This window comes from Pseudomonas sp. BF-R-26 (assembly GCF_019947395.1).
Lineage (GTDB): Bacteria > Pseudomonadota > Gammaproteobacteria > Pseudomonadales > Pseudomonadaceae > Aquipseudomonas > Aquipseudomonas farris.
Map to the genome: position 1 here is coordinate 109,577 of NZ_JAGYGK010000005.1, position 15,369 is coordinate 124,945.

At 59.7% G+C, this 15,369-nt stretch carries 16 protein-coding genes; 13 read left to right on the plus strand and 3 right to left on the minus strand.

Going from position 1 to position 15,369, the window contains the following annotated elements; genetic code table 11:
- The first annotated feature begins 86 nt into the window (after positions 1-86).
- Positions 87-1,085, plus strand: a complete 999-nt coding sequence (locus KGB18_RS08255) for a LysR family transcriptional regulator (RefSeq protein WP_123723064.1) — start codon at positions 87-89, stop codon at positions 1,083-1,085.
- A gap of 68 nt (positions 1,086-1,153) precedes the next feature.
- Here KGB18_RS08255 and KGB18_RS08260 read toward each other — a convergent pair whose 3' ends face one another.
- Both KGB18_RS08260 and KGB18_RS08265 read right to left on the minus strand, forming a co-directional pair.
- On the minus strand, positions 1,154-1,561 hold the full coding sequence (locus tag KGB18_RS08260; protein ID WP_007905217.1) for a PA2817 family protein: 408 nt from the start codon (positions 1,559-1,561) through the stop codon (positions 1,154-1,156).
- A gap of 109 nt (positions 1,562-1,670) precedes the next feature.
- Entirely contained in the window at positions 1,671-4,118 is a 2,448-nt protein-coding gene (locus KGB18_RS08265; protein WP_123723065.1) for an acyl-CoA dehydrogenase, read from the minus strand.
- 248 nt (positions 4,119-4,366) lie between these two features.
- Between KGB18_RS08265 and KGB18_RS08270 the strand changes: the two genes are divergently transcribed.
- The 4 genes from KGB18_RS08270 to KGB18_RS08285 all read left to right on the plus strand — a co-directional run bounded on the left by KGB18_RS08270 (position 4,367) and on the right by KGB18_RS08285 (position 7,535).
- Positions 4,367-5,026, plus strand: a complete 660-nt coding sequence (locus tag KGB18_RS08270; RefSeq protein ID WP_123723066.1) for a transglutaminase-like domain-containing protein — start codon at positions 4,367-4,369, stop codon at positions 5,024-5,026.
- A 43-nt stretch (positions 5,027-5,069) separates the two neighbouring features.
- A complete protein-coding gene (locus tag KGB18_RS08275) occupies positions 5,070-5,693 on the plus strand; it encodes a glutathione S-transferase family protein (RefSeq protein WP_123723067.1) in 624 nt (207 codons plus the stop codon).
- Between the two features lie 133 nt (positions 5,694-5,826).
- Complete coding sequence (locus tag KGB18_RS08280) at positions 5,827-6,759, plus strand: ABC transporter ATP-binding protein (protein ID WP_123723068.1); 933 nt, start codon at positions 5,827-5,829, stop codon at positions 6,757-6,759.
- Positions 6,756-7,535 carry an ABC transporter permease gene (locus KGB18_RS08285; RefSeq protein WP_052964869.1) on the plus strand — a complete coding sequence of 260 codons (780 nt, stop codon included), beginning with the start codon at positions 6,756-6,758 and terminating at the stop codon, positions 7,533-7,535. Before KGB18_RS08280 ends, KGB18_RS08285 begins: the two co-directional genes overlap by 4 nt.
- Positions 7,536-7,706: 171 nt before the next feature.
- Here the strand turns inward: KGB18_RS08285 and KGB18_RS08290 are convergent, their stop codons facing one another.
- Complete coding sequence (locus KGB18_RS08290; RefSeq protein WP_123723069.1) at positions 7,707-8,222, minus strand: DUF2062 domain-containing protein; 516 nt, start codon at positions 8,220-8,222, stop codon at positions 7,707-7,709.
- Positions 8,223-8,358: 136 nt separating this feature from the next.
- Here KGB18_RS08290 and KGB18_RS08295 point away from each other — a divergent pair, with 136 nt between their 5' ends.
- The 8 genes from KGB18_RS08295 (at position 8,359) to murB (ending at position 15,212) form a co-directional block, all read left to right on the plus strand.
- Positions 8,359-10,593 carry a DNA internalization-related competence protein ComEC/Rec2 gene (locus tag KGB18_RS08295; protein ID WP_123723070.1) on the plus strand — a complete coding sequence of 745 codons (2,235 nt, stop codon included), beginning with the start codon at positions 8,359-8,361 and terminating at the stop codon, positions 10,591-10,593.
- 96 nt (positions 10,594-10,689) lie between these two features.
- Positions 10,690-11,325, plus strand: a complete 636-nt coding sequence (locus KGB18_RS08300; RefSeq protein ID WP_008067747.1) for a MotA/TolQ/ExbB proton channel family protein — start codon at positions 10,690-10,692, stop codon at positions 11,323-11,325.
- Positions 11,322-11,750: an ExbD/TolR family protein gene (locus KGB18_RS08305; protein WP_007904055.1), complete on the plus strand. Its 429-nt coding sequence runs from the start codon at positions 11,322-11,324 to the stop codon at positions 11,748-11,750. The genes KGB18_RS08300 and KGB18_RS08305 overlap by 4 nt, the downstream gene beginning before the upstream one ends.
- Entirely contained in the window at positions 11,750-12,760 is a 1,011-nt protein-coding gene (lpxK, locus tag KGB18_RS08310; protein WP_223569674.1) for a tetraacyldisaccharide 4'-kinase, read from the plus strand. Before KGB18_RS08305 ends, lpxK begins: the two co-directional genes overlap by 1 nt.
- Before the next feature lie 25 nt (positions 12,761-12,785).
- Positions 12,786-12,971: a Trm112 family protein gene (locus KGB18_RS08315; RefSeq protein ID WP_003174668.1), complete on the plus strand. Its 186-nt coding sequence runs from the start codon at positions 12,786-12,788 to the stop codon at positions 12,969-12,971.
- Positions 12,968-13,732 carry a 3-deoxy-manno-octulosonate cytidylyltransferase gene (gene kdsB / locus KGB18_RS08320; protein ID WP_123723071.1) on the plus strand — a complete coding sequence of 255 codons (765 nt, stop codon included), beginning with the start codon at positions 12,968-12,970 and terminating at the stop codon, positions 13,730-13,732. Before KGB18_RS08315 ends, kdsB begins: the two co-directional genes overlap by 4 nt.
- The gene (locus tag KGB18_RS08325; protein ID WP_123723072.1) at positions 13,732-14,196 is read left to right on the plus strand and encodes a low molecular weight protein-tyrosine-phosphatase; all 465 of its coding nucleotides are present in this window, start codon (positions 13,732-13,734) and stop codon (positions 14,194-14,196) included. Before kdsB ends, KGB18_RS08325 begins: the two co-directional genes overlap by 1 nt.
- Complete coding sequence (murB, locus tag KGB18_RS08330) at positions 14,193-15,212, plus strand: UDP-N-acetylmuramate dehydrogenase (RefSeq protein ID WP_123723073.1); 1,020 nt, start codon at positions 14,193-14,195, stop codon at positions 15,210-15,212. Before KGB18_RS08325 ends, murB begins: the two co-directional genes overlap by 4 nt.
- Positions 15,213-15,369 lie beyond the last annotated feature (157 nt).

Sequence of the window (15,369 nt, forward strand, 5' to 3'; positions counted from 1 at the left end):
CATGCCCTTATTAAAGTTTCTATTTTTATTATATGAACCGTGGAATTGCGTGATAATCCGTTCAATCATCAAAGGACTGTTGCGCTGTGAGCATAAATCTTCCCCTGCCGCTGCTCGGTGAAATGGCGATTTTCGTCAAGGTTGTCGAGACCGGCAGTTTTTCCGAAGCCGCGCGTCAATTAGGTTCTTCACCCTCGGCGGTGAGTCGCAGCATTTCTCGGCTGGAGAAGGCACTCGCCACGCGGTTGCTGCAACGAACCACGCGCAAGCTGCGCCTGAGTGACGGTGGCGAAGAGGTGTTCAAGCGTTGCCAGGAGATGGTCAGCGCGGCGAAGTCGGTGATGGAAATCAGCGGTCAGTTCACCCATGAGGCAGAAGGGCTGGTGCGTGTCAGCGTGCCCAAAGCCGTCGGGCGATTCGTGATTCATCCACACATGCCGGAATTTCTGCGGCGCTATCCCAAAGTGAATGTGGAGTTGTTGCTCGAGGACCGTCAGGTGGATTTGATCGACGACAACGTCGATCTGGCGATCCGTATCACCGATCGCCCGCCTGCAGGGCTGGTGGGGCGGCAGTTGCTGACCATCGATCATTTGCTCTGCGCAACCCCGCAATACCTGGCCGAACACGGCACCCCGACTCATCCCCACGACTTGCTCAACCACAGCTGCATCTATCTGGGCGAAACCCCGAGCGATGCGCGCTGGAAATTCAAGAAAGGCAGCAAAGCCGTGACCGTCGGCGTGCGCGGACGTTATGCCGCCAATCACACGGGTGTGCGACTGGGCGCGGTATTGCAACACATCGGAATCGGCAGCCTGCCGTACTTCACCGCCCGTTATGCGCTGGAACAAGGGCTGATCGTGCAGGTACTGCCGGACTGGACTTTTCTGGCGTCCTACCACGGAGGCGCCTGGCTGCTGCATTCGCCAACCCGCTATCTACCGCCCAAGTTACGGGTGTTGATCGACTATCTGGTGGAATGCCTGGAGAAGGAGCCAACGTTGAGCAGGCCGGGCAAGCCAAGTGCAGTGGGCACGGTCGCGGTGGCGTATGAGTTGCCGGAGAGTGATGGGTTGCTTTGATTTTCACGAACCAATAAAAAGGCCCGCATGTTCAACCATGCGGGCCTTTTGCATTACTGACTGTGGGATCAGTGCTTGCTGTCCTGGTTCGACATCGCCAGCAGCTGTTTTTCCTGATTCCAGTCGAACGGCTCGTCGTTCTGTTCGGCTTCGAAGCGACGTTCTTCGAGGGCCTGGTACAGGTCGATTTCATCATCGGGCATGTAATGCAGGCAGTCGCCGGCGAAGTACCACAGCAGGTCGCGCGGGACCAGGTGGGCGATTTGCGGATAACGAGTGATCACCTGACACAGAATGTCCTGGCCCAGGTATTGGCTTTCGATCGGGTCGACCGGCAGCAATGCACGCAGTTCGTCGAAGCGCTCCAGGAACAAGGCATGGCTTTCTTCGGGAACCTGTTCGGCCTCACCTACGGCGACCAGGATGCTGCGCAGGTGGTCGAGCAAGACGAGATGATCGGCAACGACGTTGGACACGAGATAAGTCCTCAAGAGCAAAACGGGCGCGAGAGTATAAAGCTCCTGCGCCCCTTTTTCACATGGTAAAGAGCCCCCATGATAGCGAGAAGACACACGGTCTGCTGGATCAGCGAACCTTGCCTTTGGCCAATACCAGCTCCTTGGGGTCGAAATCATCGACATCGATCACCTTGCGTCGTGCCACTTCTGCCTCGCGCAAAGTCTGGGCTTCAACCGGTTGCAAAACGCCGGCCTCCAGGGCGGTATCGATGACAGATTCTCCGAGAGTGGGTTTGACCTGGCGACTTTTCAGCGCCGTATTGAGTTTTTTCTGTAGCGGTTTGGCGGCGTTCAGCAAATCGCAGGCGTGCTGCAGAGCACCGACCGAGTCTTCTGGTGATTGCGGGCGATAGCAGCCCCCCAGTAACTCCTCAAGCGTTGGATCGCCCTTGGGACGGCCGATGACGGCTGCGACGTTGGCCGCCAGTCTGTCCGACGGGCCTCTGTGGCGACGACCGAACGGGAACACCATCACCCGCAGCAGGCATCCAAGCACCTTGTTCGGGAAGTTGGTCAGCAGTTCGTCCAGCGCACGTTCGGACTGGCCGAGGCTCTCTTCCATGGCCCAGGCGAACAGCGGGTGCATATGCTCGGGCGAATCGAGATCGTGATAACGCTTGAGTGCGCCGGAGGCCAGATACAGATGGCTGAGTACATCACCCAGACGTGCGGACAGCCGTTCGCGGCGTTTCAGTTCACCGCCCAGCAGCATCATGCTCAGGTCTGCCACCAGGGCAAAGGCCGCGGCCTGGCGGTTGAGGGCGCGGAAATAGCCTTGGCTGAGTTTGTCCCCGGGCATGTGTTCGAAATGCCCGAGGCCGAGGTTCAGCACCAGGGTGCTGGCAGCATTGCACACGGCAAAACCAATATGGTCGAGCAGCAATGCGTCGAATTCGACCAGTGCCTGTTGTTTGTCTTCGCGATGGGCGAGGGCCATCTCCTTGAGTACGAACGGATGGCAGCGAATAGCACCCTGGCCGAAGATCATCAAACTGCGTGTCAGGATGTTCGCACCTTCGACCGTGACGGCAATAGGTGCACCTTGCCAGCTACGCCCCAGGTAGTTGTTCGGACCCATGATGATGGCCCTGCCGCCGTGAACATCCATGGCGTGGCTGATGCATTCGCGACCGCGTTCGGAGAGGTGGTATTTGATAATGGCCGAGGGTACTGACGGCTTTTCGCCGAGGTCGACCGCGTTGGCGGTGAGCATCCGTGCGCTGTCCATCAGCCAGGTGCTGCCGGCGATCCGCGCCAGCGCTTCCTGAATCCCTTCGAAGGCTGACAGCGGTGCGTTGAATTGTTCGCGAACCTGCGCGTATTGGCCTGTCACCAGACTGGTGAACTTACCCGCAGCGGTACCGATGGCAGGCAGCGAAATGGAACGCCCGACTGACAGGCAGTTCATCAGCATCATCCAGCCTTCGCCGAGCATCTCCTGACCGCCGATAATGAATTCCAGCGGTACGAACACATCCTTGCCGGAATTCGGGCCGTTCATGAACGAGGCGCCCAGTGGCAGGTGACGGCGACCGATTTCTACACCGGGGGTCTGGCTCGGAATCAAGGCGAGACTGATGCCCAGGTCGACTTTGTCGCCCAGTAGATGATCCGGGTCATAGGCCTTGAAGGCCAGGCCGATCAAGGTCGCCACCGGGCCGAGGGTGATGTAGCGCTTTTCCCAGTTCAGACGCAGGCCGAGGGTTTCTTTGCCTTCCCATTCACCTTTGCAGATCACCCCGGTATCGGTCATCCCGCCGACGTTGGAGCCCGCCATCGGGCCTGTCAGGGCAAAGCAGGGGATATCGTCGCCACGGGCCAGCCGTGGCAGGTAATGATTGCGCTGTTCGTCAGTGCCGTAATGCAGCAGCAGTTCCGCGGGGCCGAGGGAGTTGGGTACCATGACCGTCGAGGCCAGGTCGCCGCTGCGGGTGGCCAGTTTCATCGCCACTTGAGAGTGGGCATAGGCCGAGAAGCCTTTGCCACCGTATTCCTTGGGAATGATCAGGGCAAAAAAGCCATGTTGTTTAATGTGATCCCAAGCCTTGGGCGGCAGATCCAGCAACTGGCCGATCTGCCAATCGCTGACCATGGCGCAGAGCTCTTCGGTCGGGCCATCGATGAAGGCTTGTTCCTCTTCGCTCAGTTGCGCTTTCGGATAGGCCAGCAGCTTGTTCCAGTCCGGGCGGCCGTTGAACAGCTCGCCGTCCCACCAGACCGTGCCAGCTTCAATGGCTTCACGTTCGGTTTGCGACATCGGCGGCAGGTTTTTCTGAAACCAGCTGAACATCGGCGCCGTGAAGAGTTTTCGGCGCAGATCCGGCAGCAACAGGAAAGCGGCCACGGCTGCGAGCATCACCCAGAAAATCAGCATCAGCCAGACGGGGGCATGGCTGAAGATGCCCATCGCCAGCAAATAGACAGCGATGATGCCCAAGGCGGGCAGAGGCGCAGTGCGGCGATGGGCCAGATAGGCAATCCCGACCACCAGAACCAGTATCCACAACAGCAGCATATTCAATTCTCCATGAAGCCAAGGGCAAAACCACTTTCAGAGCTTAGACGGCATCCATAAAAGTGGAGGTCAGAGCGATAGGTCTGAGTTTGTAGGAAGCAACGGCTGAAACTTGTCAGTTATTTCGAGGGCAGACGGTTGAGCGCTGTTATCGACAGGGCGGCAAACGCTGATATTTGGCCGAAACGTCGTTATCTCTGTGCTGAAGGTGTCGCTAGACTCGTGGCTTCCCCCAGGAGATTGTTCCCATGCACGCATGTCTGAGCCCCGGCCGCTTCATCGATAGTGACCACCCCTCGGTGGTGGAGTTCGCCGAAAAACATCGTGGCGCCGGGCGCGATCCGCTTGAACAGGCGATCAATCTCTATTACGCAGTGCGCGAGGCCGTGCGCTACAACCCGTACACCTTCAGCCGCGATCCAGAGACCTTGCGCGGCAGCTATGCGCTGGCGGCGGGGGAGAGTTATTGCGTGCCCAAGGCCACGCTGCTGGCCGGTGCAGCCCGGCATTGCGGGATCCCGGCGCGTATCGGTCTGGCGGATGTGCGTAATCATTTGTCGACGCCGCGTCTGCTCGAATTGCTCAAGAGCGATGTGTTCGCCATGCATGGCTACACCGAGTTATATCTGAACGATCGTTGGGTCAAAGCCACGCCGGCTTTTAATCAACAACTCTGCGAACTGTTCAATGTCGCGCCGCTGGAGTTCGACGGGATCAATGACAGCGTGTTCCACCCCTTCAACCGTGACGGCGAGCAGCTGATGGAGTACCTGATCGATCACGGCCAGTTCACCGATGTGCCGGAAGCATTCTTTTTCGAACACCTGGAAAAGTGCTATCCGCATCTGTTCGACGAGCAACTGCCGGTGCTGCTGGGTGACATGCAGAGCGATTTGAGTCGCGCCTGATCCGGCGTATGCTGCCTGCGCATTCATCCAAAAAGGGGCGGTCATGCTGAAGATTTGGGGTCGGAAAAATTCGTCGAATGTCAGGAAGCCGTTGTGGGCGGCCGAAGAACTGGGCCTGGCCTATGAAGCCATCGATGCCGGCGGCGCCTTTGGCGTGGTCGACACGCCTGAGTACCGCGCGATGAATCCCAACGGCCGCGTGCCGGTGATCGAAGACGACGGTTTTGTGCTGTGGGAATCCAACACCATCGTCCGTTATCTGATGGCCCGTCATGCCAGCGATACGGCTTGGTATCCGACAGATCTGCAGGCCCGTGCCTCGGCGGAAAAGTGGATGGACTGGACCACCTCAAGTTTTGCCGCCCCGTTTCGCACGGTGTTCTGGGGCGTGTTGCGCACTCCGGAAGACCAGCAGGACTGGCCGGCCATCAAGGCCGCGATCAAAGAGTGCGACGGTCTGCTGTCGATGGCCGATCAAGCGCTGGCGGCCAAACCGTACCTGTCCGGCGATGAGATCGGCATGGGCGACATCCCATTGGGCTGCTTCATTTATGCCTGGTTCGAGATGCCGATCGAGCGTGCGCCGCAGCCTCATTTGCAGGCCTGGTACGAGCGCCTGAAACAGCGTCCGGCGTATCGCAAAGCCGTCATGACCGCGTTGACTTAATACTCACTATCGACACGCTTGACTGTACTTGTGCGGCAGCGACAAGCACCATTGCGCTCATGCGCCGCGGTTGCATTGCTCGCCGCCCGCCCTTATTTATTCCTTTCTTCCCTTCTTGGTGCGTAAATCCGATATGAGTTCCGCTCTGTCCATCCGGCAGTTAACCAAAACCTACGGCAACGGTTTCCAGGCCTTGAGTGGTATCGATCTGGACGTCGCCGAAGGTGACTTTTTCGCCTTGCTCGGCCCCAACGGCGCCGGCAAATCCACGACTATCGGCATTCTCTCGACCCTGGTGAACAAGACCAGCGGAACAGTGAATATCTTCGGTCATGACCTGGACAAGGAACCGGCGGCGCTCAAGCGCTGCATTGGTGTGGTGCCCCAGGAATTCAATTTCAACCAGTTCGAAAAGACGTTCGACATTGTCGTGACCCAGGCCGGTTACTACGGCATTCCGCCGAAAATCGCCAAGGAACGCGCCGAGCAGTACCTGACCCAACTGGGCCTGTGGGACAAACGCGATGTGCCGTCGCGCTCCCTGTCCGGCGGCATGAAGCGCCGACTGATGATCGCCCGTGCGCTGGTTCACGAACCGCGCCTGCTGATCCTCGACGAACCGACGGCGGGGGTAGACATCGAATTGCGTCGCTCGATGTGGACCTTCCTCACCGAACTGAACAAGAAAGGCATCACTATCATCCTCACCACTCACTATCTGGAAGAGGCTGAGCAGTTGTGCCGCAACATCGGCATCATCGACCACGGCACCATTGTCGAGAACACCAGCATGAAGCAGTTGCTCAGCCAACTGCATGTCGAAACCTTCCTGCTAGATATGAAGAACACCTTGCAAGTGGCACCGCAGTTGCTGGGTTACCCGGCCAAGCTGATCGACAGTCATACCCTGGAAGTTCAGGTCGACAAGGCCATGGGCATTACCGCGCTGTTCACCCAATTGGCGCAGCAGAACATCGAAGTGTTGAGCCTGCGTAACAAAACCAATCGCCTCGAGGAGTTGTTCGTGTCCCTGGTGGAGAAAAATCTGTCGAAGGTGGCGGTATGAGTTCCGAGCTGCAACCCAACCTCGTTGCCCTCAATACCATCGTTTACCGTGAGGTCAAGCGCTTCACCCGGATCTGGCCGCAGACCCTGCTGCCGCCGGCAATCACCATGGTTTTGTACTTTGTTATCTTCGGCAACCTGATCGGTCGGCAGATTGGCGACATGGGTGGCTTCACTTACATGGAGTACATCGTACCGGGGCTGATCATGATGTCGGTGATCACCAACTCCTACGGCAACGTGGTGTCGAGTTTCTTTGGCAGCAAGTTCCAGCGTTCCATCGAAGAATTGATGGTGTCGCCGGTGTCACCGCATACGATTCTGATCGGTTACACCTTGGGCGGCGTGCTGCGCGGGTTGATGGTCGGGATCATTGTGACCCTGCTGTCGCTGTTTTTCACTCATTTACAGGTGCATCACTTGGGCGTGACCGTTCTGGTGGTGGTGCTGACGGCGACGATCTTCTCGCTGCTGGGTTTCATCAACGCGGTATTTGCGCGCAACTTCGATGATATTTCGATCATCCCGACATTCGTGCTGACGCCGTTGACCTACCTGGGCGGAGTGTTCTACTCGATCAGCTTGCTGCCACCGTTCTGGCAGACAGTGTCACTGGCCAACCCGGTGCTGCACATGGTCAACGCTTTCCGTTACGGCATCCTCGGTGTGTCTGATATCAAGATCAGCGTGGCGATCACCTTCATGCTGATAGCGACTGTTGTGCTGTACATCGGTTGTGCGCGGTTGCTGGTGAGTGGGCGCGGGATGCGTACGTAAGGAAGGCCGAGTCGCCTTCATCGCGGGCAAGCCCGCTCCCACAGTGAATTGGCGTTGGCCACATTATTTGTGAGCGACACAGATCCCTGTGGGAGCGGGCTTGCCCGCGATGACGTCAGCCCAGGCACCGCAAAAAAAAACGGCCTCCGCATTGGAGGCCGTTTTACATTCTCACATTCGACTTTTCTTACGCCGTTTCCACTGCCGACTCACCCACCAGCGCCAATACATCATCACCAGGCAATAGGCGAGGGCACCCAGCACCAACCCCGTGACCACCGAACCGAGCAAGAACGGTTGCCACAGGCTCGAGAGTTCGCCGCTGATCCATTCCCAGGTCAACTCATCCGGCAGGCTGCGGGCGGGGACGTCCATCAGCCAGGCGCCGGTCTGGTAAGTGCAAAAGAACACCGCCGGCATGGTGATCGGGTTGGTCAGCCAGACCAGGCTGACAGCTATCGGCATGTTGCCGCGTACCACAATGGCAAGGATGGCCGCCAACAGCATCTGCAACGGGATGGGCAGGAACGCCGCGAACAGACCGACCGCCATGGCCCGTGCGACAGAGTGGCGATTGAGGTGCCAGAGGTTCGGGTCATGCAGCAGGGTGCCGAGAAAGCGTAAGGATTTGTGTTCCCTGATGCTGGTCGGGTCTGGCATGTAACGTTTGAATAAGCGCCGGGGCATAAGGCTTCTCGGTCGGTTCAGGCGGCAAGTATGTCTGGATTCTACGAACCGCCCATTCAGACTTTGTGACAATTGATAACGACAGACGTGCGACGGACCGGCTAAGCCTAGGGCGGGGACTCTCAAGGACGGGCTTATGCGCACAGGGATGATGGCGCTGGCGTTGGGTCTGCTGGCCCTGCGTTTTTTACCGGTATTACCGCCGGCGGGGTTGTGGCTGTTGTTGCCGGTAGTGGGTTTGATGTTGCTGCCGTTTCGCACCTTTCCCCTGGCATTTTTTCTGTTCGGTTTCAGTTGGGCGGGCGCGAATGCACAGTGGGCGCTGAATGATCGCCTGGCACTGAATCTTGATGGCGAGACTCGCTGGGTCGAAGGTCGTGTGACCGGGTTGCCGCAGCAGGCCGAGGGCGTAGTGCGTTTCGAACTGACGGACAGTCAGTCGCGTCGCACCAGACTGCCTCGGCACCTACGCCTGGCCTGGTATGACGGGCCGCCCGTCAACAGCGGTGAACATTGGCGGCTGGCGGTCAAATTGAAGCGTCCTGTCGGGTTGCTCAACCCGCATGCGTTCGATTACGACGCCTGGTTACTGGCCCGGCACATCGGCGCCACCGGAACCGTCAAGGACGGCCAGCGCCTGAGGGAGGCACAGTGGGCCTGGCGCGACGGCATCCGTCAGCGTTTGCAGGCCGTGGATGCCCAGGGGCGAACGGGCGCGCTGACGGCGTTAGTGCTAGGGGATGGCGCCGGGTTGAGTCGTGAGGACTGGCAGGTGCTGCAAGACACCGGCACCGTGCATTTGTTGGTGATTTCCGGGCAGCACATTGGTTTGCTGGCGGGCGTGATGTATCTGCTGATTGCCGGGTTGGCGCGTTACGGCTTATGGCCCAAGCGCTTGCCGTGGTTGCCATGGGCATGCGGACTGGCGTTCGCGGCGGCCCTCGGTTATGGGCTGCTGGCCGGCTTCGAAGTGCCGGTGCGCCGGGCCTGCCTGATGATCGGTCTGGTGCTGTTATGGCGACTACGGTTTCGTCACCTCGGCGCATGGTGGCCGCTGTTGCTGGCGCTTGACGGTGTTTTGCTACTGGACCCGCTGGCGAGCCTGCAACCGGGTTTCTGGTTGTCGTTTGCGGCGGTGGCAGTGCTGATTTTCACCTTTGGCGGACGATTGGGTGCGTGGCGCTGGTGGCAGACCTGGACCCGCGCCCAATGGCTGATAGCGATCGGTCTGTGCCCGCTGCTGTTGGTGCTGGGGTTGCCGATCAGTCTCAGCGGGCCGCTGGCCAATTTGCTGGCGGTGCCTTGGGTCAGCCTGGTGGTTCTGCCGCCGGCTCTGCTTGGGACGATGTTGTTGCCCGTTCCTTATGTGGGCGAAGGATTGCTGTGGCTGGCCGGCGGTCTGATCGATCTTTTGTTCAAGGCGTTGGCGTTGATGGCCGGGCAATTGCCTGCGTGGGTACCGGTGGCGGTCCCGTTGTGGATATGGGCGCTCGGTATGTTGGGGGCCTTTGTGCTGTTACTGCCGCGAGGCGTGCCGTTGCGCCCGTTGGGCTGGCCGATGTTGCTGTTACTGGTTTTTGCACCCCGGCACACATTGCCTGAAGGCATGGCCGAGGTCTGGCAGCTGGATGTCGGTCAGGGTTTGGCAATCCTGGTGCGTACCCGTCATCACACCTTGCTGTATGACGCCGGGCCACGGTTCGGCGATATCGACCTGGGAGAGCGGGTGGTGCTGCCATCATTGCGCAAACTGGGTGTGAACGGCATTGATCTGATGCTGATCAGCCATGCCGATGCCGATCACGCCGGCGGTGCGCGAGCGATTGCCAATGGAATACCGGTGAAGCAAATACTGAGTGGCGATCATCTGGCCCTGCCAGACGAACTGCACGCCGAGGGCTGCGAGAGTGGTCAGCAATGGGCCTGGGACGGCGTGAAGTTTCAACTCTGGCAGTGGCCGTCTGCCAGCGACAGCAATCAGAAATCCTGCGTGTTGCAGATCGAGGCCAACGGCGAGCGGTTGCTGCTGACCGGTGACATCGATGCCGCAGCCGAGCGGGCGCTGCTCGACGGTCCATTGGCGGTGCCGACAGATTGGTTGCAGGCTCCGCACCATGGCAGTCGCAGTTCGTCTTCAATGGCGCTGCTCAGCACCTTGCAGCCCAAAGCGGTGCTGATCTCCCGTGGCAACGGCAACTCTTTCGGCCATCCCCATCCCACGGTCGTGGCGCGGTATCAAAAGCGTGGTGTGGCGATCTACGACAGCGCCGAGCAAGGTGCCATTCGTCTGCAACTGGGGCGCTTCAAGCCGCCGTGGACGATGCTTCAAGAACGGCGCTTCTGGCGCGGTCCGCCACCATCCAGCCAGTAACCCGAACTATTGAAGCCCGACCGGATGCGACATCGCGGTCTTCGGTGCGTCCACCCCCTATGTTAGAGTGGCGCACTTTTCGAGGGGACTGTCACTGTGTGGGAATTGGTCAAATCCGGCGGCTGGATGATGCTGCCGATCATTCTGAGCTCCATCGCGGCCATGGCGATCGTCGCTGAGCGTCTATGGACCCTGCGTGCCAGCCGCGTGACCCCGGAGCACTTGCTCGGGCAGGTCTGGGTCTGGATCAAGGACAAACAACTCAATAAAGAAAAACTCAAGGAACTGCGCGCCAACTCTCCGTTGGGCGAGATCCTGGCTGCCGGTCTGGCGAATTCCAGGCATGGTCGCGAGATCATGAAAGAGTGCATCGAAGAGGCCGCTGCGCGGGTGATTCACGAGCTCGAACGGTACATCAATGCCCTCGGTACCATTGCCGCCATGGCCCCGTTGTTGGGGTTGCTGGGTACAGTGCTGGGCATGATCGATATTTTCAGTGCGTTCATGGGCACGGGCATGGGCACCAACGCCTCAGTGCTGGCCGGTGGTATTTCCAAGGCACTGATCACCACTGCCGCAGGCCTGATGGTCGGCATCCCGGCCGTGTTCTTCCACCGTTTTCTGCAACGCCGCATAGATGAGCTGGTGGTGGGCATGGAGCAGGAAGCGATCAAGCTGGTCGAGGTAGTGCAGGGTGACCGCGACGTGGATCTGGCTGAGGGCAAAGCGTGAAATTCCGTCGTAAACCACGGGAAACGATAGACATCAACCTCGCGTCGTTGATCGACGTGGTGTTTATCCTGCTGCTGTTTTTCGTTGTGACCACCACCTTCACCCGTGAAACCCAGTTGCGCGTCGACTTGCCGGAAGCGGTCAGCGGTTCCCCGGCCGAGGACCAGCAGGCCAAACAATTGGACATCGCCATCAGCGCCGAAGGTGTGTTCTCCGTGAACAACCAGTTGTTGCCCAAGAATGACCTGACCAGCCTGATGGAAGCGCTACAGAAAGAATCCAATGGCGATACCAACCTGCCATTGTCCATCAGCGCCGATGGCAAGACGCCTCATCAGTCCGTCATCACTGCGATGGACGCTGCCGGCAAGCTCGGTTTCAGTCACTTGCGCATGACCACTGTCGAGGCGGCGCCGGCGTCCTGATGGCCATGTCCGATCGATTGCTCGCTGCGTGGTACGGAGGCCATCCGGCGCTGAAGCTGTTGCAGCCTCTGGAATGGCTGTATCGGCGCGTGGTTACCGGCAAGCGCAAGCGTTTTCTGGCGGGTGAAGGCGAGATCTATCAGCCGCCGGTGCCGCTGATTGTGGTCGGCAATATCACGGTGGGCGGTACCGGCAAGACACCGCTGATTTTGTGGATGATCGAGCATTGCCAGCGCAGCGGGCTGCGGGTCGGCGTGGTCAGCCGTGGCTACGGCGCCAAACCGCCGCAATTGCCGTGGCGGGTCAAGGCGGACCAAAGCGCGGACGTGGCGGGCGATGAACCGTTGTTGATCGTCCAGCGCACCGGCGTGCCGCTGATGATCGACCCGGACCGCAGCAGCGCAGTCAAAGCCTTGCTGACGAGCGAGCCGCTGGACCTGATCCTCTCCGACGACGGCATGCAGCATTACCGGCTGGCCCGGCACCTGGAACTGGTGCTGATCGATGCCGCCCGGGGTCTGGGCAACCAGCGTTGCCTGCCTGCCGGGCCGTTGCGCGAACCGATTGAGCGTCTGCAAAGCGTCGATGCGGTGCTTTATAACGGCGCCACGGCCGACCGCATGGACGGTTTTGCCTTCCAGCTGCAACCCACCGCGCTGGTCAATCTGCAAAGCGGCGAACGCCGGCCTCTCGACCACTTCCCCGCAGGCCAGGCCATTCACGCCGTGGCCGGGATCGGCAATCCCCAGCGTTTCTTCACGACCCTCGAAACGCTACACTGGCGGCCAGTGCCGCATGCATTTGCCGACCACGCCGAGTACAGCGTGCAGGCCTTGAATTTCACACCGTCATTGCCCGTGGTGATGACGGAAAAAGACGCGGTGAAGTGCCGTGCCTTCGCCGCCGCCGATTGGTGGTACCTGGCGGTCGATGCTGCGCCATCGCCGGCCTTCGTGGCCTGGTTCGATACGCAGCTGGTGCGCCTGTTGCCGGCTCGTCTTTTGCCTTAACTCCGTTTCTATCCAGGGAATGTTCATGGACACCAAATTGCTCGATATTCTCGCTTGCCCGATCTGCAAAGGTCCGCTCAAGCTCAGCGCCGACAAAACCGAGCTGATCAGCAAGGGCGCTGGCCTCGCATACCCGATTCGCGATGGCATCCCGGTGATGCTCGAAAGTGAAGCGCGTACCCTGACCACCGACGAGCGCCTGGATAAATGACCACAGCCTTTACCGTTGTCATTCCATCGCGCTATGCCTCCACCCGTCTGCCGGGCAAACCTCTGCTGCTGATCGCCGGCAAGCCGATGATCCAGCACGTCTGGGAACAAGCGAGCAAAAGCAGTGCCCAGCGAGTGGTCGTTGCCACTGACGATGCGCGCATTGTCGAGGCCTGCAAAAGCTTTGGTGCCGAAGTGGTACTGACGCGCGAAGACCACAATTCCGGCACTGACCGTCTGGCCGAAGTCGCGGCGAAACTGGGCCTGGCCCCGGACGCTATCGTGGTCAACGTTCAGGGCGACGAGCCATTGATTCCGCCGAGCGTGATCGATCAGGTCGCCGCCAACCTGGCCGCCCACACCGAGGCGCGCATGGCCACCCTGGCCGAGCCGATCGAAGACGTGGAAACCCTGTTCAATCCCAACGTGGTCAAGGTGGTCAGCGACCTCAATGGCCTGGCGCTGACGTTCAGCCGTGCCACCTTGCCGTGGGCTCGCGATGCGTTCGCCAAGAGCCGCGAGCAATTGCCGGAAGGTGTGCCGTATCGCCGCCACATCGGCATTTATGCCTATCGCGCCGGTTTTCTGCATGACTTCGTCACTTGGGGCCCGTGCTGGCTGGAAAACACCGAGTCTCTGGAGCAACTGCGGGCGCTCTGGCACGGGGTGCGGATTCACGTTGCCGATGCGCTGATCGCCCCGCCTACCGGCGTCGATACCATTGAAGACCTCGAGCGCGTTCGTCGCTTGCTGGAGGCCTGATGCGGGTTCTGTTCGTCTGCCTGGGCAATATCTGCCGATCCCCGACGGCCGAAGGCGTATTGCGGCACAAACTGCGTGAGGCGGGGCTGGCCGATCATGTCGAAGTAGCTTCCGCTGGCACCGGTGACTGGCACGTCGGCAAGGCTCCGGACAAGCGCAGCCAGGCCGCGGCGAAACTGCGCGGCTACGACCTGTCCGCCCAGCGCGCTCAGCAAGTGACCCGCGCCGATTTCGCCAGCTACGACCTGATTCTGGCGATGGACAACAGCAACCTGCGTCACCTCAAGGCCCTGCAACCGGCCAAGGGCAAGGCCGAGCTGGACCTGTTCCTGCGTCGCTATCAGTCGGAAATCGATGAAGTGCCGGATCCTTATTACGACGGCGACCAGGGTTTCGAACAGGTACTGGACCTGATCGAACGCGCCAGCGACCTGCTGGTGATCGAATTGAAGGGGCGGTTATGAGTTTGCAGGTACATCCGCTGGTATCGCTCAAGCCGTTCAACAGCTTTGGCGTGGATGTTCAGGCCCGGCTGTTTGCCGAGGCCCATAGCGATGCTGATGTGCGCGAAGCCCTGGCCTATGGGTTGGAACATGATGTGCCCGTGCTGGTGATCGGTGGCGGCAGCAATTTGCTGCTGACCGCTGATGTGCAGGCACTGGTGCTGCGCATGGCCACACGCGGGATTCGCCTGCTGAGCGATGACGGCAACCAGGTGGTGATCGAAGCCGAGGCGGGCGAGCCGTGGCATCCGTTTGTGCAGCACACGCTGGCGCAAGGATTGTCGGGGCTGGAGAACCTCAGTCTGATTCCCGGCACTGTGGGCGCGGCACCGATGCAGAACATCGGCGCTTACGGCGTCGAGATCAAAGACGTTTTTGCCGGCCTGACGGCCCTTGATCGCCAAACCGGCGAGTTGCGGGATTTCACGCTGGCCGAGTGCAACTTTGCCTACCGTGACAGCCTGTTCAAACAGGAACCGGGGCGCTGGTTGATCCTGCGGGTGCGTTTCACCCTCAATCGCACCGCTCACCTGCACCTGGAATACGGGCCGGTTCGCCAGCGCCTGACGTCGCTGGGCATTGATCACCCGACGCCTACCGATGTCAGTCAGGCTATTTGCAGCATTCGCAATGAAAAACTCCCGGACCCGACGGTGCTCGGCAATGCCGGCAGCTTCTTCAAGAACCCCTTGGTGCCGGCGACATTGGTGGCGCAACTGAAGGAGCAATACCCGGAGCTGGTAGCCTACGCGCAACCTGACGGGCAAATGAAACTGGCGGCGGGCTGGCTGATCGAACGGGCCGGCTGGAAAGGCTTTCGTGACGGTGATGCCGGTGTGCATAAATTACAGGCGCTGGTGCTGGTCAACTACGGCGCCGCAACAGGCCTGCAATTGCTGAACCTGGCGCAACGCATTCAAAAAGACATTTCAGAACGTTTCCACGTCGACCTGGAAATGGAGCCCAATCGGTATTGAGGCTACGCTTTCACGGCTGATTCCAAAGCCCTGCACATCTTCAAATGTGCAGGGCTTTTTTGTTAATGCTGGGTTAACTTAGCTACCTAACGATGCATGCATTTGCTCCACCAAAGGCCCGGTGCAGACGTTGCCGTCTGCATAAGAGAGCCCATTA